The organism is Sphingopyxis macrogoltabida, assembly GCF_001307295.1.
Classification (GTDB): Bacteria; Pseudomonadota; Alphaproteobacteria; order Sphingomonadales; family Sphingomonadaceae; genus Sphingopyxis; species Sphingopyxis macrogoltabida_B.
Genome location: NZ_CP012700.1, coordinates 2201599 through 2223169, shown reverse-complemented (window position 1 = coordinate 2223169; position 21571 = coordinate 2201599). Strand labels below are relative to the sequence as shown.

At 67.1% G+C, this 21571-nt stretch carries 17 protein-coding genes; 14 read left to right on the top strand and 3 right to left on the bottom strand.

The window, feature by feature from the left end:
• Positions 1-50 precede the first annotated feature (50 nt).
• Both AN936_RS10490 and AN936_RS10485 read left to right on the top strand, forming a co-directional pair.
• Positions 51-2522 carry a glycoside hydrolase family 3 protein gene (locus AN936_RS10490; RefSeq protein WP_234715806.1) on the top strand — a complete coding sequence of 824 codons (2472 nt, stop codon included), beginning with the start codon at positions 51-53 and terminating at the stop codon, positions 2520-2522.
• A gap of 44 nt (positions 2523-2566) precedes the next feature.
• Positions 2567-3871: a sugar MFS transporter gene (locus AN936_RS10485; RefSeq protein ID WP_084758279.1), complete on the top strand. Its 1305-nt coding sequence runs from the start codon at positions 2567-2569 to the stop codon at positions 3869-3871.
• Between the two features lie 3 nt (positions 3872-3874).
• On the opposite strand, the gene AN936_RS10480 is transcribed toward AN936_RS10485, so the two are convergent.
• On the bottom strand, positions 3875-4480 hold the full coding sequence (locus tag AN936_RS10480) for a TetR/AcrR family transcriptional regulator (protein WP_054588105.1): 606 nt from the start codon (positions 4478-4480) through the stop codon (positions 3875-3877).
• Between the two features lie 102 nt (positions 4481-4582).
• Here AN936_RS10480 and AN936_RS10475 point away from each other — a divergent pair, with 102 nt between their 5' ends.
• The 7 genes from AN936_RS10475 (at position 4583) to AN936_RS10445 (ending at position 12000) form a co-directional block, all read left to right on the top strand.
• Positions 4583-5575 carry a 3-oxoacyl-[acyl-carrier-protein] synthase III C-terminal domain-containing protein gene (locus AN936_RS10475; RefSeq protein WP_054588104.1) on the top strand — a complete coding sequence of 331 codons (993 nt, stop codon included), beginning with the start codon at positions 4583-4585 and terminating at the stop codon, positions 5573-5575.
• Positions 5575-6570, top strand: a complete 996-nt coding sequence (locus tag AN936_RS10470; protein WP_054588103.1) for an NAD-dependent epimerase/dehydratase family protein — start codon at positions 5575-5577, stop codon at positions 6568-6570. Before AN936_RS10475 ends, AN936_RS10470 begins: the two co-directional genes overlap by 1 nt.
• Positions 6567-7415, top strand: a complete 849-nt coding sequence (locus AN936_RS10465) for an MBL fold metallo-hydrolase (protein WP_054590222.1) — start codon at positions 6567-6569, stop codon at positions 7413-7415. Before AN936_RS10470 ends, AN936_RS10465 begins: the two co-directional genes overlap by 4 nt.
• Positions 7405-8652: a cell division protein FtsA gene (locus AN936_RS10460; RefSeq protein WP_149037644.1), complete on the top strand. Its 1248-nt coding sequence runs from the start codon at positions 7405-7407 to the stop codon at positions 8650-8652. The genes AN936_RS10465 and AN936_RS10460 overlap by 11 nt, the downstream gene beginning before the upstream one ends.
• Positions 8645-9808, top strand: coding sequence for a hypothetical protein (locus AN936_RS10455; RefSeq protein WP_054588101.1), 1164 nt, complete (start codon positions 8645-8647; stop codon positions 9806-9808). The genes AN936_RS10460 and AN936_RS10455 overlap by 8 nt, the downstream gene beginning before the upstream one ends.
• The gene (locus AN936_RS10450; RefSeq protein WP_054588100.1) at positions 9805-10821 is read left to right on the top strand and encodes an aromatic ring-hydroxylating oxygenase subunit alpha; all 1017 of its coding nucleotides are present in this window, start codon (positions 9805-9807) and stop codon (positions 10819-10821) included. Before AN936_RS10455 ends, AN936_RS10450 begins: the two co-directional genes overlap by 4 nt.
• A 69-nt stretch (positions 10822-10890) precedes the next feature.
• Positions 10891-12000: an NAD(P)-dependent alcohol dehydrogenase gene (locus AN936_RS10445; RefSeq protein WP_054588099.1), complete on the top strand. Its 1110-nt coding sequence runs from the start codon at positions 10891-10893 to the stop codon at positions 11998-12000.
• A gap of 9 nt (positions 12001-12009) precedes the next feature.
• Here the strand turns inward: AN936_RS10445 and AN936_RS10440 are convergent, their stop codons facing one another.
• Positions 12010-13140, bottom strand: coding sequence for a GGDEF domain-containing protein (locus tag AN936_RS10440; protein ID WP_084758278.1), 1131 nt, complete (start codon positions 13138-13140; stop codon positions 12010-12012).
• Positions 13141-13355: 215 nt separating this feature from the next.
• On the opposite strand from AN936_RS10440, the gene AN936_RS10435 reads away from it, so the two are divergent.
• Positions 13356-13745, top strand: coding sequence for a hypothetical protein (locus tag AN936_RS10435; protein WP_054588097.1), 390 nt, complete (start codon positions 13356-13358; stop codon positions 13743-13745).
• Positions 13742-14746: a pyridoxamine 5'-phosphate oxidase family protein gene (locus AN936_RS10430; RefSeq protein ID WP_054588096.1), complete on the top strand. Its 1005-nt coding sequence runs from the start codon at positions 13742-13744 to the stop codon at positions 14744-14746. The genes AN936_RS10435 and AN936_RS10430 overlap by 4 nt, the downstream gene beginning before the upstream one ends.
• Positions 14747-14761: 15 nt before the next feature.
• Here AN936_RS10430 and AN936_RS10425 read toward each other — a convergent pair whose 3' ends face one another.
• Positions 14762-15346, bottom strand: coding sequence for a TetR/AcrR family transcriptional regulator (locus AN936_RS10425; RefSeq protein ID WP_054588095.1), 585 nt, complete (start codon positions 15344-15346; stop codon positions 14762-14764).
• A 158-nt stretch (positions 15347-15504) separates the two neighbouring features.
• Between AN936_RS10425 and AN936_RS10420 the strand changes: the two genes are divergently transcribed.
• From AN936_RS10420 to AN936_RS10410, 3 genes are read left to right on the top strand one after another with little or no spacing between them, the layout of a single operon-like run.
• Positions 15505-16692, top strand: coding sequence for an efflux RND transporter periplasmic adaptor subunit (locus AN936_RS10420; RefSeq protein ID WP_054588094.1), 1188 nt, complete (start codon positions 15505-15507; stop codon positions 16690-16692).
• Positions 16689-19880, top strand: coding sequence for an efflux RND transporter permease subunit (locus AN936_RS10415; RefSeq protein ID WP_054588093.1), 3192 nt, complete (start codon positions 16689-16691; stop codon positions 19878-19880). Before AN936_RS10420 ends, AN936_RS10415 begins: the two co-directional genes overlap by 4 nt.
• A complete protein-coding gene (locus AN936_RS10410; protein ID WP_054588092.1) occupies positions 19880-21286 on the top strand; it encodes an efflux transporter outer membrane subunit in 1407 nt (468 codons plus the stop codon). Before AN936_RS10415 ends, AN936_RS10410 begins: the two co-directional genes overlap by 1 nt.
• Positions 21287-21571: the final 285 nt, after the last annotated feature.

Sequence of the window (21571 nt, the reverse complement as noted above, 5' to 3'; positions counted from 1 at the left end):
TTTGATAACGTTCACAATATGAGGCGGGAGAGATTATGCGGCGACAGGCGATGGCTGTGGCGAGCATGCTGCTGTTGGCAGGCACCGCACTGGCGACGGCGCCGGAGCAGGTGGGCACCGAGGCCGCGGCCGTACATTCCGAACTCTGGCCCGCCGCCAAGAGTCCCGCCGCGATCACCGATCCCAAGACCGAAGCGGCGATCGATGCGCTGATCGCGAAGATGACGGTCGAGCAGAAGGTCGGCCAGCTCGTGCAGGGCGACATCAGCACGATTACGCCGAAGGATCTCGAAACCTATCCGCTCGGTTCGATCCTCGCGGGCGGCAACAGCGGCCCCAATGGCAATGAGCGGTCGAGCGCGGCCGACTGGGCGAAGCTCGTCGGCGAGTTTCGCGCGGTGTCGCTGCGCCCGCAGGCGAACGGCGTGGCGATCCCGATCATCTTCGGCGTCGATGCCGTCCACGGACATAATAATATTCCCGGCGCGACGCTGTTTCCGCACAACATCGGGCTCGGCGCGGCGCGCGATCCCGAATTGATCCAACGGATCGGCGCGGTCACAGCTGCGGAGATCGCGGGTAGCGGCATCGAATGGACCTTCGCGCCGACGCTTGCGGTCCCGCAGGACCTGCGCTGGGGCCGCAGCTATGAAGGCTATGCCGCCGACCCAAAACTGATCGCGAAATATGCCAAGGCCATGGTGCTCGGCCTGCAGGGGCCACTGGTCGCCGGAAAGACTGTCGATGCGACGCACGTCGCGGCGACGGCCAAGCATTTCCTTGCCGATGGCGGGACGTTCGAGGGTAGGGACCAGGGCGACGCCAAGGTCGACGAAAAGGAGCTGATTGCCAAGCACGCACAGGGCTATCCGGCGGCGATCGATGCCGGGGCGCTGACCGTCATGGCGAGCTTTTCGAGCTGGCAGGGAATCAAGCACCACGGCAACAAGGGTCTGCTGACCGACGCGCTCAAGGACAGGATGGGCTTTGAAGGGTTTGTCGTCGGCGACTGGAACGGTCATGGTCAGGTCGCCGGATGCAGCGTCACCGATTGCGCCCAGTCGATCAACGCCGGGCTCGACATGTTCATGGCGCCCGATAGCTGGAAGGGGCTGTACGAGACGACGCTGGCGCAGGCGAAGGATGGCCGGATTGCCGCAGCGCGGCTCGACGATGCGGTGCGGCGCATCCTGCGGGTGAAATACAAGCTCGGGCTGTTCGACGCCGGGCATGGCAGCCGCGGCGATTTTGCCGCCGTGGGCGCGCCCGCGCATCTCGAAGTCGCGCGCGAAGCGGTCGCCAAATCGCTGGTTCTGCTCAAGAATAATGGCAGCGTGTTGCCGATCAAACCCGGCGCGAAGCTGCTCGTCGCGGGGCCTGGCGCCGATAATATGGCGATGCAGTCGGGTGGCTGGACGATCAGTTGGCAGGGAACCGACGTGACCCACGCCGACTTTCCGAACGGGCAGACGATCTGGGAAGCGTTGAACAAGGCGGTCGGCGAGGCGGGCGGCAAGGCGACGCTCTCGGCCGACGGCAGCTTCACCGAAAAGCCCGATGTCGCGATCGTCGTGTTCGGCGAGGAGCCTTATGCCGAATTCCAGGGCGACGTCCCGACACTCGACTATCAGCCGGCGGAAGCGAAAGACCTCGCGACGCTGAAGAAGCTGAAGGCGGCGGGTATCCCGGTCGTTGCGCTGTTCCTGTCGGGGCGGCCGTTGTTCACCAACCCTGAGATCAATGCCGCCGACGCCTTTGTCGCGGGCTGGTTGCCCGGATCGCAGGCGGTGGGGGTGGCCGATGTCCTGGTTGCGGGCAAGGACGGCAAGACGGCGCGCGGCTTTACCGGCAAGCTGCCCTTCGCCTGGCCCGCCGACGCGCGATCGCCGTTCGAAAAGCCGCAGTTCGCGGTCGGTTATGGGCTGGCCTATGGTGACAAGACCGCGGTGCCGCAGCTGCCTGAAGCGCCCGGCGTCGACATCGCCGGCATGCTCAACGTCGAGAAATATTTCAGCGGCGGCCGCGCGCGGGCGCCGTGGACCTTGTCGATCGTCGACGCGGGCGGCTCCCGGCAGGTTGGATCGGCGCCGGTCGACAGCAGCTATGGCCTGCTCAAAACGCGCTCGGTCGACGTGAAGGCGCAGGAAGACGGCAAGAGCTTCGTCTGGAGCGGCCCGGCCTCGTTCACCTTGGCGGGCCCCAACGCCGACCTGTCGCGCCAGCTCAATAACAGCTTCGCGCTGCGTCTCGACTGGCGCGTCGACGCGGTTGGGCAGGGGCCGGTCAGTATCGCGCTCGGCGGCCCGGCGTTCGACATTTCTGCGCTGGTCAGCGCCGCGCCGAAAGGGCAGGTTTCGACGATCAAGCTGCCGCTGCGCTGCTTCGCCGACGGGGGTGCCGACCTGACGCGCGTCGCCCATGCGGTGACGCTCGGCGGCGACAAGGGGCTGGCAGTGACGCTGCTGAATGCGAATGTCGAGGCGGTCGGGGAGAATCTGCCCTGTCCGCCAGCCGCGAAATGACCAGACCCGCAAACTAGCGGGCAAGCGTGGAAGGGGAGAAGAGCATGGCACTGGCGCCGAATGTTGCGACGAGCGCAGACCCGAACCCGGCCGGACGGCCGGGCAAGAGCGGTGGCGGCACGCTGGTCGTGCTGATCCTTGCCTTTGCGGTGTTTTTCCTGCTGGGCGGGGTAACCAACATCAACGACCTGCTGGTCGGCAAGTTCAAGTCGATGTTCCATCTGACGCATGCGCAGGCGAACCTCGTCCAGATGGCGTTCTTCATCGCCTATGCGGCCTTTTCGATCCCCGCCGGCATCATCATGTCGAAGCTGGGCTATATTCGCACCTTCGTGCTGGGGTTCGTTCTGGTTGCGGCGGCGGCGTTCCTGTTCGTTCCGGCTTCGGCGGCGGCATCCTATCCCGGTTTCCTTGCGGCGCTGTTCTGCATCGGCGCCGGAATCACGGTTTTGCAGGTGGCGATGAATCCGGTGATCACGACGCTGGGGCCGATCGAAACCTCGCACAGCCGCCTGACCTTTGCGCAGGCGTTCAATTCGATCGGCGTGTTCCTGATGGTCTATGGCGGCGCAACCTTCCTGCTCGGAGATTCCAAGCCTCTCGACCCCGAAACTTCGACCGAAGCGCAAATTCAGGCTTATCGTGTCGCCGAGGGCGCTTCGATCGGTACCGCCTATATGTGGCTTGGTGTGCTGATGCTGGTCATTGCGGCGGTGTTCTGGATGTTCCGCGGCGCGCTCGACCACGCCAAGGCCGACGATGTTAAGCTTGAGGGGACGTGGAACCTGCTCACCCATAATCGCCGTGTGCAGCTCGGCGCACTGTGTATCTTCACCTATGTCGGCGCCGAGGTTGCCATCGGATCGAACCTCATCGCCTATCTCGGCGACCCGAGCGTAATGGGGCTGGGAATGCAGGATGCCGGCAAGTTGGTCGCCATCTATTGGCTGGGCGCACTGGTCGGCCGGCTGCTCGGCGGTTTCATCCTGCGGCTGGCGAAGCCCGGACGCGTACTCGCGACCTTCGCGGCGGGGGCGATTTCGCTGATCATCCTCTCGGCGGTGACGACCGGGGCGCTGTCGGGCTGGGCGCTGATCCTCGTCGGCTTCTGCAATTCGCTGATGTTCCCGACGATCTTCAGCCTCGGGACCGAGGGACTGGGCGAACGGACGCCGCAGGGGTCGGGCATCCTATGCACCGCGATCGTCGGCGGCGCGATCGTCCCCTATCTGTTCGGAACGGTGGCGGATATCAGCGGCAATCTCCGGCTCGCTCTGGCGGTGCCGCTGATTTGCTACGCGATCATCGCGGGCTTCGGGCTGTGGGTGGCGCGCCGGGCAGCGGCCTAGCGATTAGGCGCGGACGCCGTTCGCTCCCAAAATTTCGTGCACGCGGGCGATGGCCTGCGCCGTCGGATCGGGTTCGTCCATCAGGGCATAGCTGCCGCCGAGATGCAGTGCGCAATGCCCGTGCACCGTCGCGATGAGCGAACGGACCAGGCGGCGCGTGGCATCGCCTTCGTCGCGTCCGAGCGCCGCAGTCACTTCACGATCGACGATCGCGGTCAGCCGATGCCGCTCGCGCATGTCCGCCTCGTCGAGCGACAGGCCGGATGGGCGGCGATGGTCATAGATCGCCATCCAGCAGTGGCGGTTCGCCTCGGCGAAAGAGAAATAGCTGCGCACCAATGCTTCGATCCTTGCGTCGCGGTCGTCGCAGCGCGCCAGTGCCGCTTCGAGCCAGTCGGCCCATAGCGTGAAGGTGTGCGTGTTGATCGCGAGCAGGTAAGAATCGAGCGATCCGAAAACGTTGTAGATCGTCCCGACGGTATAACCCGCCCGCCGCGCCGCGGCCCGCGCGGAGAATTTGGCAAAGCCCGTTTCGGCCATCAGCGCATGACCGCAATTCACCAGAAGCTGGCGCAATTCCCGGGGTGTGTGATCGGAGCGACGGGCCATGACCTCGCGCTAGCACCAAAATTGGACACTGTCTAATTTAGATATTGAACAGTGCATAATTAATCGGGTAGAAGTTGCGTCATGTTGATGGGAAGACGAGACATGATCCCGATGAAGATCGCTGGCTGGGGCGCTTACCGTCCCGAGCGGGTGGTGACCTCCGACGAACTCGACGTGCGTTTCGACCGGCCACGCGGCTGGAGCGAGGCCGAGTTCGGGATCGCGGCACGGCATGTCGCCGGGCCGGACGAGACGAGCTCGATGATGGCGGCAACCGCGGCGCAGGGGGCGTTGTCGCGCGCGGGCTGGGACGACGGGGCGTTCGACGTGCTGATCGGCGGCTGCGGTGTGATGGAACAGCCGATCCCGTCGACCGCCGCGCTGGTGCAGGACCGCCTCGGCCTCGGCCGGTCGGGGATCATGGCGTTCGACGTCAACCAGACGTGCCTGTCGTTCCTGACCGCGCTCGACATCGCGGCCATGGGGCTGTCGACCGGCCGCTGGCGCCGCGCGCTCGTCTTCGCGAGCGATATCGCTTCGGCCGGGCTCGACCCGTCGCGGCCCAAGACAATGTCGATCTTCGGCGACGGGGCCGCCGCGCTGGCGGTCGAGGCGGCGCCGGGCGGAACCGCGGGGCTGCTGTCGTCGCATTTCGTTACCAACGGTGCCGATCATGCGCTCGCGCAGCTCCGCGCCGGGGGCACGCGGATTCGCGTCGAGCAAGGCTATGACGCGCTGGTCGCTGGGTCGCGGTTCGAGATGGATGCGTTCGGCATCTTCAAGGCGGCGGCACGCTGCCTGCCCGGCGTGCTCGACCGCGTCCTTGCCGATGCCGGTTGCACAATCGACGATGTCGACACCGTCGTCTGCCATCAGGCGAGCGCGCCGGGGGTGGAGCATGTCCGCCGCCTGTTCGAGCCGCGGCCCGAACGGGTGATCGACATTTTCGCGCACACCGGCAACCAGATCGCGGCGTCGATCCCCACCGTGCTCGCGCACGGGCTGGAGACCGGGCGGATTGCGCCAGGGTCGACGGTGCTGATGCTCGGTACGGCGGCGGGGATCAGCGCCGGTGCGATGGTGCTGCGCGTCTGATGGCGCGGCGCCTCCTCGTCACCGGCGCGACCGGCGGGCTCGGCGCCGCGCTGGTGCGCGCGGCGCGCGCGCGCGGGCATGAGGTGGTCGCAACGGGGCGCTCGGCGGACAAGGGGCAGGCGCTGGAAGCGCTGGGTGCGCGGTTCGTACCCGCCGACCTTGCCGAAGCCCGCGACCTTGCGCCGCTCGTCACAAGTGTCGATTCGGTTATTCACGCGGCGGGCCTGTCGGCGAGCTGGGGGGCGAGGGAGGCTTTCGTCCGTGCCAATGTCACGGCGACCGCGCGGTTGCTCGATGCTGCGCGCGCGGCGGGGTGCCGGCGCTTCGTTTTCATTTCCTCACCGTCGATTTTTGCCTCCTTCCGCGATCGCGAGAATATCGGCATCGACGCCGCTCCTGCCGATCCGCCGCTCAACGATTATGCACGGACCAAGCTCGCCGCCGAGCAGATGGTGCTCGCGGCCGATTCGGCCGACATGGCCTGCTGCGCCATCCGCCCGCGCGCACTGGTCGGGCCGGGCGACCGGGTGATCCTGCCGAAGCTGGCGGAACTTGCGATGCGGCGGCGGATGCTGCTGCCCGGCGGCGGCCATGCGCGCGTCGAGTTCACCGACCTTCGCGACGCCGCCGAAGCGATCATGCTTGCCGAAGACCGCGCCCCCGATATCGGCGGGATCGCGATCAATATTTCGGGCGGACGGCCGGTCGCGGTGCGCGACGTCGCGGTGCGGCTGGCGGCGGCGCTGGGCACCAACTCGGAACTGGTCACGCTCCCGGTGCCGCTCGCGCGCAGTATCGCCGTGGTGGCGGAGGGGTGGGGGCGGCTGACACGATCCGCCGCCGAGCCGGTGCTGACGCGCTATACGCTGGCGACGCTCGCCTGTTCGCAAAGCTTCGACATGGCGCCCGCCGAGCGGCTGCTCGGTTTTCGCCCGCGCCACGATGCGCTGGAAACCCTGCTGGCCGAGGCCGCGCAATGGAAGGCGAAGCGATGAGGCGCGTCGAACTGCAATGGCTGGCGCGCGGATCGTGCCGCCATCCCGAATATATGACGATGCGCGGCGCCAGCCTGTGCGCGACCGACTTTCCGGCGATGGTCGGCGTGATCCGCCATCCCGAACGCGGGATCATCCTGTTCGACACCGGCTATGATCCGGCCTTTATCGAGGCGACGAGGCCGTTTCCCGAGCGCCTCTATCGCTGGACCACGCCGGTGCGGATTTCGCCCGATCTTGCCTGGCAGACGTGGCTCGCGACGCATGGCATCGCGGCGGACGAGATCGCCGCGGTCGTGGTGTCGCATTTCCACGGCGACCATGTCGCGGGGCTGCGCAATCTCGCGGGCTTGCCGATCCATTGCTCGGCGGCGGGGCTGACCGAATTGCGCCGCCCCGGCCGGTTGCGCCGGGTTCGGCAGGGCCTGCTTGCCGATCTGGTCCCCGCCGACTGCGACGCCGATTGCTCTTTCTTCGAGGATGCGCCGGTCGTGGCGCTTCCCGCCGACTTCGCGCCCTTCACCGAAGGCGCCGACATATTGGGCGACGGCAGCCTGATCGCAGTGCCGCTGCCGGGGCATTGCAAGGGACATTGGGGCCTTGCCCTGCGCGATCGGGCCGACCGCGCGGTGCTGCTCGCGGGCGATGCGTCCTGGTCGATCGACGGGATCCGGCGCTGCGTACCGCCACCGCGGCTGACGACCGCATTGCTCGGCGAAACGCGGGCCTATCGCGACACGCTCGCCAGCTTGCACGCGGCGCTGGCGAACAACCGCGCGCTGGCCATCCTGCCGTCGCACTGCTCCCGCGCGGCTGCGGCCTATGCAGACGGCGATGCAGTCTAGCGCTATCCTCGCCTCGATCCTGCGCACGCGCCGGGCGATGCGCATGACGGCGCCCGAACTGGCGCGGCAGCGCGATCGCCAATGGGCGGCGTTGCAGCCCGCGCTGCGGCGGACGCCCGCGCTTGCCGATCTGGCGGGCAAGGAACCGGGCGCCTTTCCCGTTGTCGCTCCCGCCGATATGCGGCGCGACTATGGCGCATGGAACAGCCTCGGCCTCGATCACGATCGCCTGTGCCGCGCCGCCGATGCCGCGGAAACCGGGTCGGCGGAGGGGATCATCGACGGGCTCGGGGTCGGCTGGTCGACGGGGACGAGCGGCCAGCGCGGCCTGTTCATCGCCGATGCGAATGAGCGCGCCGACTATATCGGACAAAGCCTCGCGCGCCTGCTGCCGCTTCGCGCGATGCTCCGGCCGCAGCGCATCGCGCTCCACCTTCGCGCAAACAGCAACCTCTACAGCGACGTCGGCGGCCGCTTCTTTGCCTTTCGCTATTTTCCGCTGGCGGAGCCGGCGGCTGCGACGCGCGAAGCCTTGGCGGCGTTTGCACCGACGATCCTGATCGCACCGCCGCATCGCTTGCTCGCACTCGCCGAGGGTAACGGCTGCGGCGTTAGCATGCCGGCGTTGCGACACATCTTCTTCGGTTCGGAACCGATGAGCGAGGCGGAAATCGATTGGGTGGGGGAGGTGTTCGGGGTGCGGCCGCGTTCGATCTATCAGGCGACCGAAGGATTTGTCGGTGCCGCCTGTACCGCCGGCGCGTTGCACCTCAACGAGCACAGCCTAGCCATCGAGCTCGAACCGGTCGCGGATACCCCCGGTTTTCGTCCGGTCGTCACCGATCTTCGCCGCCACAGCCAGCCGGTCGTCCGGGTCCGGCTCGACGATTATCTCGAACTGGCGGGGGAAAGTTGCGCCTGCGGTTATGCGGGGCGTGTCGTGCGCCCCGTTGCCGGGCGGGTCGGCGATATCTGGCGCTGGGGCAGACAAGCGATCGCACCGGGCGCGGTCGCGGATTGTCTCGACAGCCTGCTCGGCGTCCCCGCGCTCTGGCAGGTGATCGGCGGTCCGCAGACAGTCGAACTGCGCCTCGACCCCCGCGTTCCGGCCGAAAGCGCCGAGCGGGCGGCCGCGCAGTTTCGGGAACGGCTCTCCATTCCGGTTGCCGTCAGCCTGTCGCACGGACGGCCCGCCGAGCCCTTTCCGAAGCGGCGAAGGGTCGTCTGGCATGACTAGGACGGTCCTGGTCACCGGCGCGCGCGCTGCCGCGGCGCTCGATATCGCCCGCGACTTCGTGGCGGCGGGGTACCGGACCTTTTGCGCCGACAGCGCATCGGCACGGATCAGCCGCTGGTCGCGGCGGACCGGGACATTCCTGTCCTATCCCGCGCCGCGCGCGGATGCTGCGGCCTTTGGCAAGCGCGTCTGCGAACTGGTTGATGAACTGTCGGTCGATCTGATCGTCCCGACGTGCGAGGAGGCGTTCCACCTTGCGGCGCCGGGACTTGCAGGGCGGCTGGCGGGCAAGCTTTTCCAGCCGCCGCTCGCGACCCTGCGCGACCTGCACGACAAATATCGCTTCGCCCGGCTGGCGGCGGGTTTTGACCTGCCGGTGCCCGAAACGCATTTGCTGGAGAGCGAGGCCGACGTCGCGCGCTTCGCCGACGAGTCTGCGGGGTGGGTGTTCAAACCCTGCTTCAGCCGCTTCGGCGAAGCCGCGCTCGTCGGTCCGGCGCGTGACCGGCTGGACAACATCCACGCGACGCGCGAACGCCCGCGGATTGCGCAGCGCCGTGTGGTGGGCGGTGAGGCCTGCTTTTACGCCGTCGCCCGTGACGGCGTATTGCGCGCATTCGCCGCCTATCGATCGGACTGGCGCCTCGGCGGCGGTGCGAGTTTCGGGTTCGAGCCGCTCGATGCAGCGAAGGCGGCGGCCTTGCGCGATATTACGGCCGCACTCGCGGAGCGCCTGTCGCTGACCGGGCAGTTCGCCTGCGACGCGATCTTCGACGCAAACGGGCAGCCGTGGCTGATCGAATGCAACCCGCGCGCGACAAGCGGGGTCCATTTCCTCGCCGACGAAGGGCGGCTGGCTGCGGCGATTGACGGCGGCGGCGATGGCTGCCTTGCCGGTGACGGGCAGCCGCGGCATCTGCTTCCCGCGATGCTGAGTTTCGGGCTCGGGGTCGCATTGCGGCGCCGCGACCTTCGCGGTTGGATCGCGGCGTTGCGGGAAGGCCGCGACGTGATCGGTCGGCCCGGCGACCGGCTTCCTGCCTTCGGTGCATTTGCCGATGGACTGGGCTTTACCTTCAGAGGCATGCTGCGCGGGACGAGCGCCAGCGCGATGACGGTCGCCGATATCGCATGGGATGGAGAGGATCTGCCATGATGAAGCTCCCCGACGCGGTGCGCAGTGCCTGGCACCTTGTCGCCTTGTCGCGCCAGCTCAAGGACGGACAGGTGCGCGGGCTTAAGCTCTGCGGCGTGCCGATCGTCCTGTTCCGCGCGGATGGCAGGGCGGGGGCGCTGGTCGATCGCTGTCCGCACCGCAACTTTCCGCTGTCCGAAGGGCGGGTGCATCAAGGCGGCATCGAATGCCCCTATCATGGCTGGCGTTTCGATACGGCGGGCGAATGCCTTGCGGTGCCGGGCTGCCGGATCAATGCGGCGCGCAGCGAGACATTGCGCGCCGACGCGCTGCGCGTTGCCGAGCGGCATGGCGGGATATTCGTGGCGCTGAGCGAGGCGGCGCCGGCCGAGCCCCCGCTGCCCCCGACGCTTGGTGCGGCGGGTCACGATCATTTCTGGTGGCAGCAGGGCACATGGCGCGGGCGGGCGTTCGACGCGATCGAAAATGTGATGGACCCGTTCCACACCAACCACCTCCATCACGGCTTCATCCGCCGTCGCGACAAACGGCTGCCCGTCTCGCTGCTGGTCGAAAGCGACGGCGCGGGCATTGCGATGGTGATCGAGCAGCAGCAGCCCGATCTCGGGCTGATGTCGCGTTTCCTCGAACGCGACCGGTCGCGCAGCATATCGCGCTATTATCCGCCGACCGTCGTGCAGGCGCGCTGGGAAGGACTCGAAAAGCTGACGCTGTGCGTCACCGCCTTCTTCACCCCGTCGACCGACGACAGCTTTATGCCCTTCGCCTGTTTCACCACCCCGCGCGGGATCGCGCCCGGCTGGCTCAAGCAGGCGGCGATCCGGTTGTTCCTGGCGCCCGTCGTTGCGCAGGACCGCCGCGCGCTGGCAAGCCAGTCGGAGGTGATGACGACCTTCGGCTTTCCGCGCTTTACCGCCGGACCCGGCGACATATTGGGCAGCCGCCTGTCGCGGCTGTGGCAGGGCGAGACGATCGCCGCCGGGCAGGATGCGCCGGTCGATGCGATGCTGTGACGGAGCGGGGCGCGCGGCGATTGCCGTCGGCGGACGCCGCCGCTACACGACCAAAAACAGGAGAAGAGGATGACCCAGGCCACCGCAGCCGTGGCGCGCGCGCCGCATGCCGATTTTTCGGTCGAACAACTCGAACTGGAGGGCCCGCGCGCGGGCGAGGTGCTGGTGCGCATCGCGGGGGTGGGGCTTTGTCACACCGACCTGATCTTTCGCGACCAGTTCGTCCCCTATCAACTGCCCGCGGTACTCGGGCATGAAGGGGCCGGGGTGATCGAGGCGGTAGGCGAAGGGGTCGAGGGTCTCGCGGTCGGCGATAAGGTCGTGCTCGGCTTTTCGAGCTGCGGCACCTGCCCGCGCTGCGATGAGGGGCTGCCGAGCTATTGCCGGAGCTTCGTGCCGCTCAACTATGCGGGGATGCGGCTCGAGGACGGATCGAAATCATGGGCCGACGGCGAGGGGCCAGTGGGGTCGCATTTCTTCGGCCAATCCTCGTTCGCGAGCCACGCGATTACGCGCGCGCGCAACGTCGTCAAAGTGACCGGCAGCGCCGCGCCGCTCGAACTGCTGGGGCCGCTCGGCTGCGGGTTCCAGACTGGCGCGGGCGGGGTGATGCGCTCGCTCGCCTGCCCGGCGGGGTCGAGCATCGCGATCTTCGGCGGCGGGCCGGTTGGCCTAGCCGCGGTGATGGGCGCGGTGATCCAGGGCTGTTCGCCGATCATCCTCGTCGAACCTGTCGCGGCGCGCCGCGATATCGCGATCGAACTCGGCGCGACGCATGTGATCGATCCGGGCGCCGGCGACATTGCCGAAGCGATCCGCGCGATCGTCCCCGATGGCGTCGATTTCGCGTTCGACAGCAGCGGCCGGACCGAAGTAATCGAGGCGGGGCTGGCCGCGCTCGGCAGCCATGGCGCGATCGGGCTGGTTGGCGTGCCGGCAAAGGCCGACGCGTCGATCAACGTCAATATCGCGGCGCTGATGACCCCCGGTCACCGGATCATCGGGATCATCGAGGGCGACAGCGATCCACAGACCTTCATTCCCGAGCTGATCGCGCATCATGCCGCGGGGCGTTTCCCCTTCGACCGGCTGATCAAGACCTTTCCGCTGGCCGAGATCAACGAGGCAATCGCCGCGCAGGCGCGCGGAGATTGCATCAAGGTCGTGCTGATTCCCTGACTGTAGCGGTCAGGCAAGTTCGATGCGGTTCCGGCCGGCTTGCTTGGCGCGGTACAGCGCCTCGTCGGCCGCTTTCAGCGCCTCGCGCACCTCGCCATAGCCGAAGACGTCGGCCACTCCGCCCGAGAAGGTGATCTGCCCGAACGGCGCGTCGGTCTTGCGGTTGATCAGCCGCCGTTCGGCGAGCTGCTCGCGCGCCTCGTCGAGCCGCTTCGCCGCTTCGCTGGGGGCGAGGCCGCGGAACAGCATGACGAACTCCTCGCCGCCGTGGCGCGCGACATGGCAATGGTCGTCCGAAATCTTCGACAGCGTGTCGGCGATCAGCTTGATCACCCGGTCGCCTGCTTCATGGCCATGGATATCGTTGACGCGCTTGAATTCGTCGATGTCGCAGAAGGCAACGCTCAACGGTTCGCACGCGGCGCGGGCTTCGGCATGGTGGCGTTCGAGCAGCACCTCGAAGGCGCGGCGGTTGGGCAGGCCGGTCAGATAGTCGATTTCGGCGTCGCGCTTGGCGCGCGCGAGGCTGCGGCGCAGCGCCTTTGCTTCGTCCTCGCTCTTGCGCATATCGTCTTCGGCGCGGCGGGTGCGTTCGAGCATCGCCTTGGCAAGGTCGGCGAGGCTCGAGACGAGCTGCCCGGTCTTTTGCACCTGTTCGAGGTCGAGGACGTGGCGTTCGAGTTCGCTGCCATAGTCGCTGGTGACGCTACGGGCGGCCTTGGTGTGGGTCTGGAAGGCGTCGAGGTTCGATTCGAGGCGGGCGACGATGCGGTCGATTTCGCTATGGTCGAGCCCTGCTGCCTCTTCCTTGGCGAACTCGTCGAGCCATTGCTGGGTAATGGCCTCACCCGATGCGATCCGTGCGTTGATCTGCCGCGCGAGGCCGGGGTTGCTGCCCGAAAAGACGCCATGGGAAAGCGACAGGTTGGACGCCGATATGTCGAGATCATGATCGAGCAGGAAGCCGGTGATCGCCTGCGCGAGTTGCTGCCGAGCCTGCCGCGCGAGGTCGAGCGAGGCAGGCCGCGCGCCGGGTGGCGGACTCTCCTGCATCGGGGCGTTGCCGTGCGGGTTGCGCAGCCCCAGCCAATCTAGGAGCCGCCCTACCGGCTCGTTCGATGATGTCGCTTTTGTGGTCATGCGACGTTTAACGGGCGCTGGTTGCCAGATTTAAGCGGGTTTCAGCGCTTTTCGGCGACGGGTCCGGAGCGGGCGAGTAGGAGAGAATCGCACCCGCAGAAACAGGCTGCAATATCATTGGCTTGATCGTGGTGAATGACTTATTGCGAATCATTCGCAAATATGGCATAGGCTTTGTAACGGGTTTTGAGGGGCCGCAAACGAAGGAAAAGACGATGATGCATGTCGCGATCGACGGCACCGCGGTTTCGCCCGACCGGGCCGAATTGGCGACGGCCGCGGCGCGCTGCTGGCGATCGGCGCGCGACAAGGGCGAAGCGACGCAACCGCGCTTGCACGCCTTGTTGTCGGAAAGGCGCTGCCCGATGCTCGCCGCGGCGTTCGACAGCCTGCTGAACCTGTACGAACAGGCGCTCGACCATCCTTTCGCGGTCGGCAGGGCGGACGGGCTGTCGGAAGACGAAATACGCCTTGCCAAGCTGCTCGGCGGAGGTGGAAGCGTGCCCGGCTGCCTTGCCGTGAGGGAGGGCGCCGCCACGGCGCTCGACTGTGCGCTCTGCTCGACGCGGATCCTCCTCACTCTTGCGCCGCGGGACCTTCAATGAGCGCCATCGATAACCTCGCGGCGCTCGAAGGCGTGATCGGGAAGACGCCGGCACCGGTCAATTTGAAGGTGATCGACCATGCCGATGCCAACGCGCGGTGCTGGCTTGCCGCTTCGCCGCTGATGTTCGCCGGATTCGGGGACGGGCAGGGGATCGCGATCACACTCGGCGGTGGGGATCCGAGCTTTGCTTCCGCCGCGGACCCGGCCGTGCTGGCGATACCGCTCGACCTGATCGACGATCCCGCACTCGCGGTGCCTGGAGCCGGATTCGGATCGCTTTTCCTCATTCCCGGTGTCGGCGAAACTTTGCGCATCAATGGCCGCGTCGCCGGCACCGATGGCGGCATCCTGCGCGTCGCCATCGAGGAATGCTACGGCCATTGCGCCAAGGCGCTCATCCGCTCCGATTTCTGGTCGGCCGCGCCGCTCGGCGAGTGGCCCGGCGACCCGGGCAGCTTCGTCAACGCGAGCCGCTTCATGGCGCTTGCGACGATCGACGGCGGCGGCGGCGCCGACCTCAGCCCGAAAGGCGATCCCGCGGGCAGCATGGCGCGGACGGGTGCCGACGGGCTGTGGTTTGCCGATCGGCCGGGCAACCGCCGCGCCGACAGTTTTCGAAACATCGTCGTCCAGCCGCGAATCGCTGCGGCGCTGCTGATTCCCGGATCGACGGGGGTGGTGTCGGTGCGGGGGCAGGCCCGGCTGACCGCCGACGAATCAGCGCGGGCGGCCTTTGCGGTTCGTGACAAGACGCCGCTGCTGGTGGCGCGCATCGACGATGTGACGATGGAAATGCGCGCCAGCGCGGCGCTCAGTCGCGCGCGGTTGTGGCCCGCGGCCGCCGCGCCCGGCGATATCCGGCCGGCCAGGATGTTCGCGGATCATGTCAAACTGAACAAGAACAAGGGGCTCGCCGCGCGGCTGGCCGGTGCCTTCGTATCGATGCCGGGCCTGATGGAGCGCGGCCTCGCCAAGGATTATAAGGACAATCTCTATTGAGGCCGGGACATGGCGTCAGCAGGTCAGCGCCGCCTCGAACAGGCAGCGGAAGCGTTCGGTGCATTCGTCGCGGTCGGCGCCGCTGCCGCCGAAATTGTCGACCCGCATGATGGTCGACAATACGCCGATGCCCATCAGGATTGCGAGCAGCATGTTGGCGCGCAGCTCGCTATGTTCGCCGCCGATCAGTTCGGCGAGCGGCCCGAGGACGTCGAGATGGACAAGGTCGCGGATGATCTCGCCTGCCTTGGGCGAAGAGGCCGAACGCAGCATGATGATGAACATTTCCATGCGCAATTGGCGGTCGTCGCCTTCGTCCTCGACGACGAGCTGGGCGAGGAAACCCGGCAGTTCGGCGATGCTTTTCGGTTCGCGAAAAACACCCGGTCGGTCGTCATGGCTGACGACTTCGCGGAACAGGCCTTCCTTGCCGCCGAAATAGCGGCTGATCAGCGCGACATCGACGCCGGCGTCGCCGGCGATGTCGCGCAGCCCGACGCTGTCATAGCTTTCGCGCAGGAAACGCTGACGCGCGGCGGCCAATATGGTGGCGCGTGTCGCGATGGCATCGCGCTTTTTGATGGATGTGGTCCGCTCCATGATGGCGCCTTTGCACGGGTCTGGACATAAATCAACATCTGTTGACTTGTTTTGGCTTGCGCATTAGTCGGCGTTGTCCGGCATCGCGCTGCGCTTCCCCCCTCCCTGCGGCGCGATGTCGGAACATGCCCCTAGAAAAAAGACATAGGTCCAAAACCATGCGCTCTCCCTTCCTCGCGCCCGTAATCTTTCTTTCGCTGCTGCTGACCGCATGTTCGGGCGGCGGCGACCAGCAGGGCGGGCCTCCCGCCTTGCCCGTGACCGTCGCGGCCCCGCTCGTCCGCGAGGTCACCGAATGGGACGATTATGTCGGCCGGTTCGAAGCCGTCTCCAGCGTCGAGGTGCGTCCGCGCGCCTCGGGCTATCTGCAGCGCGCCCATTTCACCGACGGTCAATATGTGCGCGCCGGGCAATTGCTGTTCACCATCGACGCGCGCCCGTCGCAGGCGACGCTCGACCAGGCGCGGGCGCAGCTCGCACGCGCGCAGGCTACGCTTGCCAATGCACGCACCGAACTGGCGCGTTCGGAAACGCTCGCGGCATCGCAGGCGGCGAGCAAGGAAGAGGTCGAGCAGCGCCGCGCCGCGGTGCGGACGGGCGAGGCCGATGTCGCGGCCAATCGCGCCGCGATTCGCGGTGCCGAGCTCAACGTCGGCTTCACCCGCGTGACGGCGCCGATTTCGGGCCGTGTGTCGCAGCGGCTGGTCGACCCCGGCAACTCGGTCACCGCCGACCAGACGATCCTGACGACGATCGTGTCGACCAATCCGCTACACTTCACTTTTCAGGGATCGGAAGCGAGCCTGCTCGAATATGAGCGGCGCGGCGACACGATCGACGGCTCGCCGGTGCGCATCCGGTTGCAGGGCGAAGACGATTACCGCCTGAACGGGCGGATCGACTTCGTCGACAATGCCCTGAGCAACGGATCGGGCACGATCGCCGTGCGCGCGGTCGTCCAGAACCCCGACGGCAAGCTGCGCCCCGGCCTGTTCGGCCAGCTCCAGCTCGCGGCGTCGGCGCCGCGGTCCGCGATCCTGCTGCCCGATACGGCGATCGTCACCGACGCCGCCCGCCGCCTCGTCTATGTCGTCGGGCCCAAGGATGTGGTGCAAGCGCGTCCGGTCGAACTCGGTCCGGTGGTCGACGGGCTGCGCGTAATCCGTTCGGGCGTGACCGCCAAGGACCGTGTCATCGTCAACGGTATCCAGCGCGCGATGCCGGGCAAGCCGGTCAAGACGCAGCAGGGCCGGATCGCGCCTGACGGCAAGGTGCTGATGCCCAAGGGCGCAGCGCCGGCAGGGCAGGCGAAGAAGGCGCCGGCGAACAAGGAAGCCGGCAAGTGAATTTCAGCCGCTTCTTCGTCGACCGCCCGATCTTCGCGGCGGTCATCGCGATCTTCATCACGCTGATCGGCGCCTTCGCCTATCCGCAGCTTCCGCTCGCCCAATATCCGGAGATCGCCCCGCCGACGATCAGCATCAACGCCGCCTATCCCGGCGCCTCGCCCGACACGATCGCCGAAACGGTCGCCTCGACGCTGGAGCAGGAGATCAACGGCGTCGAGAATATGCTGTATATCCAGTCGTCGTCGACGCAGGGGGCGGCGCAGATCACCGTCACCTTCCAGCCCGGCACCGACCTCGATGCCGCGCAGGTGCTGGTACAGAACCGCGTTGCGCTCGCCGAACCGCGGCTGCCCGAACAGGTGCGCCAGATCGGCGTACAGGTGAACAAGCAGGAATCGGGCTTCCTGATGATCGTCGCGCTGAAGTCGACCGATCCGGCGATCGATATCGACTATGTCGGCAACTATGCGAACTCGACGCTGCGCGACCGCCTGCTGCGGCTCGAGGGCGTCGGCGGCGTGCAGATTTTCGGTGGCGGCTTCTATTCGATGCGCGTCTGGATCGACCCCGACAAGGCGGCGGCGCGCAACATGACCGCGACCGAAATCGTCGCCGCCCTGCAAAGCCAGAACGTGCAGGTTGCCGGCGGTTCGGTCGGTGCGCCGCCGTATGGCAAGGGCAATCCTGCCTTCGAATTGCCGGTCGAAGTCCCCGGCCGCCTCGTCACGCCCGAACAGTTCCAGAATGTCGTCGTCAAGACCGATACGACAAACGGCGCGATTACCCGCCTGAAAGATGTCGCGCGCGTCGAACTCGGCGCACAGGATTATGGCGTGCGCGGCGTGTTCAACGGGCAAAAAGGCGTCGGGATGGGGGTGATCCAGCAGCCCGGTGCCAATGCGCTCAACGCCGCCAATCTGGTGCTCAAGGAAGTCCAGGACGCGTCGAAGGATTTCCCGCCCGGGCTCGAATATGAGATTCCGTTCAACCCGACCGAATATGTCCAGGCGTCGGTGACCGCGGTGCAGGAAACGCTGCTCGAGGCGATCGTGCTGGTTGTGCTCGTCGTGCTCGTTTTCCTGCAGACATGGCGCGCCGCGATCATCCCGATCGTTGCCATTCCGGTCGCGCTCGTCGGCACCTTCGCTGTCCAGCTCGCGCTCGGTTTCTCGATCAACTCGCTCTCGCTCTTCGCTCTGGTACTTGCGGTCGGGATCGTCGTCGACGATGCGATCGTCGTCGTCGAGGCAGTCGAAAAGCACATCCGCGAGGGGCTGACCCCGCGCGAGGCGGCGCACCGGACGATGGGCGAGGTGTCGGGCGCGCTGATCGCGATCGGGCTGGTGCTCGTCGCGGTGTTCGTGCCGACCGCCTTCGTGCCCGGCATTCCGGGTATCTTCTACCAGCAGTTCGCGGTGACGATCGCGGCGGCGACGGTTTTCTCGCTGCTCACCTCGCTGACGCTGTCGCCGGCGATGGCGGCACTGTTCCTGAAGCCGCACGAAGAGCATCACGCCGAACCGAAGAACCCGGTGATGCGCTTCGTCCGCCGCGCCGCCGACAAGTTCAACAGCGGCTTCGACAAGCTGTCCGACCGTTATGGCCGGACGACGGCGTCGCTGATCCGCAAGACCGGAATGATGCTGGTCATCTATGCGGTGCTGCTCGCCTTCACCGGCTGGCGCCTCACTGCGACCCCGACGGGCTTCATTCCTGATCAGGATCAGGGCGTGCTGATCGGCGTCGTCCAATTGCCGCCGGGCGCATCGCTCGACCGCACGAGCGAGGTCTTGGCGCGGGCGCGGACGACCGTGTCGGGCATCGACGGGGTCGAGAGTATCGCCGCCTTTTCGGGGCTCGACGGGTCGAGTTTCTCGACCGCATCGAACGCCGGTACGATGTTCATCCGCCTGAAGGACTGGGAAGAGCGCGGCAAGGATTTGAGCGCTGCGGCGCTGTCGGGACAGCTTTCGGGCGCGCTCGCCAATGCACTCCCCGAAGCCAATGCCTTCGTCATCGCACCGCCCGCGGTGCAGGGCCTCGGCAACGGCAATGGCTTCACGATGATGCTGCAGGCGCGCGGCGGCGAAAGCTATCGCGAGCTTGAACAGGCCACAATGGCGATGATGGGCGGGGCGCAGCAGGTGCCCGAGGTGACGCAGGTTTTCTCGCTCTTCAACACCGGCAGCCCGCGCATCTTCGCCGAGGTCGACCGCGACAAGGCGCAGATCCTGGGCGTCGACCCGACGCAGGTCTACTCGGCGCTTGGCACCTATCTGGCGTCGACCTATGTCAACGACTTCAACTTCCTCGGCCGCACTTTCCGTGTGACCGCGCAGGCCGAACCGTCGGCGCGCAGCAAGATCGAGGACGTCGGCCGCCTGCAGGTGCGTTCGACGTCGGGTGAGATGGTGCCTTTGTCGTCGGTCGCGACCTTCCGCAACGACAGCGGGCCGACGCGCGTCGTGCGCTACAATCTGTTCCCCGCGGTCGAATTGCAGGGACAGGCGGCGCCGGGCGTCTCGTCGGGGGCGGCGCTGACCGCGATGGAAGGGCTGGCGGCGAAGACGCTGCCTGCCGGGTTCGCCTATGAATGGACCGGCCTTGCCTATCAGGAAAAGGCGGCGGGGAGCAGCGCGGTGCTGATCTTCCTGCTCGCGGTGGTGTTCGTCTTCCTCGTGCTTGCGGCGCAGTATGAATCGCTGCCGCTGCCGCTCGCGGTGATCCTGATCGTGCCGATGTGTATCCTCGCGGCGATGCTCGGCGTGAATCTGCGCGGGATGGACAACAACATCCTGACGCAGGTCGGGCTGGTCGTGCTCATCGCGCTGGCGGCGAAGAATGCGATCCTGATCGTCGAATTTGCCAAGCAGGCCGAGGAACAGGACGGCATGAGCCCGCTCGACGCGGCGGTCCACGCGGCGCGCTCGCGCCTGCGGCCGATCCTGATGACCAGCTTTGCCTTCATCTTCGGCGTGATCCCGCTCGCGATCGCGAGCGGGCCGGGGCAGGAGATGCGGCAGGCGCTGGGCACCGCGGTGACTTTCGGTATGCTCGGCGTCACCATCTTCGGGCTGATCTTCACGCCTGTCTTCTACGTCGTCTGCCGCAAGCTCGGCGACAAGGCGAAGCGGCTGATGGGGCCGCGCGACAAACACAAAGATACGCCGCTGGAGGCGCAGTGATGATCCGTAATCTGTTTATCGGGGCCAGCGCGCTGGCGCTTTCGGCCTGCACGGTGGGCCCCGCCTATGTCTCGCCGACCCCTGCGGCGCCGTCGCAGGCGCCGTTCCTCGAAACCGGCAAGTCGCCCGCCTTCACCGGCGACCAGCCGCCGGGCGAATGGTGGAGCCTGTTCGCCGACCCGACGCTCGACGCGCTTGTCGAGCAGGCGCTGACCGCCAACACCGACCTGCGCGTCGCCGCCGCCAATCTGGCGCAGGCGCGTGCGGTGCTGCGCGAGTCGCGAGCCGGGCGGCTGCCCACCACCAGCGTCGGTGCCAGCGGCACCTATGCGCGGCAGCGCAATCCGCTGGGGCCGGGGACGGTCGAGGGCGAAAGCTACGACGTCGGCCTCGACGTCGGTTATCAGGTGGACCTGTTCGGGCGTGTCGGCAGCGCGATCCGCGCCAGCCGTGCCGATGCCGAGGCGGTGCAGGCGGCGTTCGACCTGACGCGCATCACCGTCGCCGCCGAAACGACGCGCGCCTATGCCGACGTCTGCTCGTTCAACCGCCAGATCGCGGTCGCCGAAGAAACGCTGCGCATCCAGCAGCAGACATTCGACCTGACGCGCCGCCTTTATGAGGGCGGCCGCGCGACGCGGCTCGAAACGGGACAGGCGGGGGCGCTGCTCGAACAGACGCGCGCGACGATCCCGACGCTGAACGCGCAGCGGTCGGCGGCGCTTTACCGGCTCGCGGTGCTGACCGGCAAGCCGCCGGCGGAAGCGCCCGCTGCGGCGGTTCTCGCCTGCGAGGCGCCGCCCGAACTCGACCGGCCGATTCCGGTTGGTGACGGAGCGTCGCTGCTCGCGCGCCGGCCCGACATTCGCCGCGCCGAACGCGAACTTGCGGCGGCATCGGCGCGGGTCAATGTTGCCACTGCCGACCTCTATCCGAGCATCAGCCTCGGCGGCTCGATCGGATCGACCGCGGATTCGATCTCGGGGCTCGGCAAGTCGGATGGCTTCCGTTTCTCGCTCGGGCCGCTGATTTCGTGGAACTTTCCCAATATGGAGGTCGCGCGGTCGCGGCTGAAACAGGCCGAAGCCGGCGCCGATGCGGCGCTGGCGAGCTTCGACGGGAGCTGGCTGTCGGCGCTCGAGGAAACCGAAAGCGCGCTCGCCGCCTATGCCGGTGAACTCGACCGGCTTGCGGCGCTGCGCCGTGCGGCGGGCGAGGCGGGCGAGGCGGCCCGCATCGCACGGCTGCGCTATGAAGCCGGGCGCGAGGATTTCCAGGTCGTCCTCGACGCCGAACGCTCGCTGGCGCAGATCCAGGCCACTATCGCCCAGTCCGAACAGCAACGCGCGACCTATCTCGTGTCGCTGTTCCTCGCGCTTGGCGGCGGCTGGCAGGACGCGGCCTGAGGCGGCTTTCGGCCGGTTGCGGTTATCTCCTTCTTCGTCACCCCGGACTTGATCCGGAGTCCATGACTTCGACGCCGCAGTGGATCCCGGATCAAGTCCGGGATGACGAAACTGGGGTGGAGCTACGTCGGCTCCCACCCCGAAACCGACGACATTCTGGTCCATGACGGCATCGGCCAATCCGCCATATCGGCCGCGTTTCATTTCCCGTTTGACAATTTTCCAATCAGGATCATTATGTCCCTATCGGGCCAATATGTGTTGGCGTGGATAATGGGGCTGCGC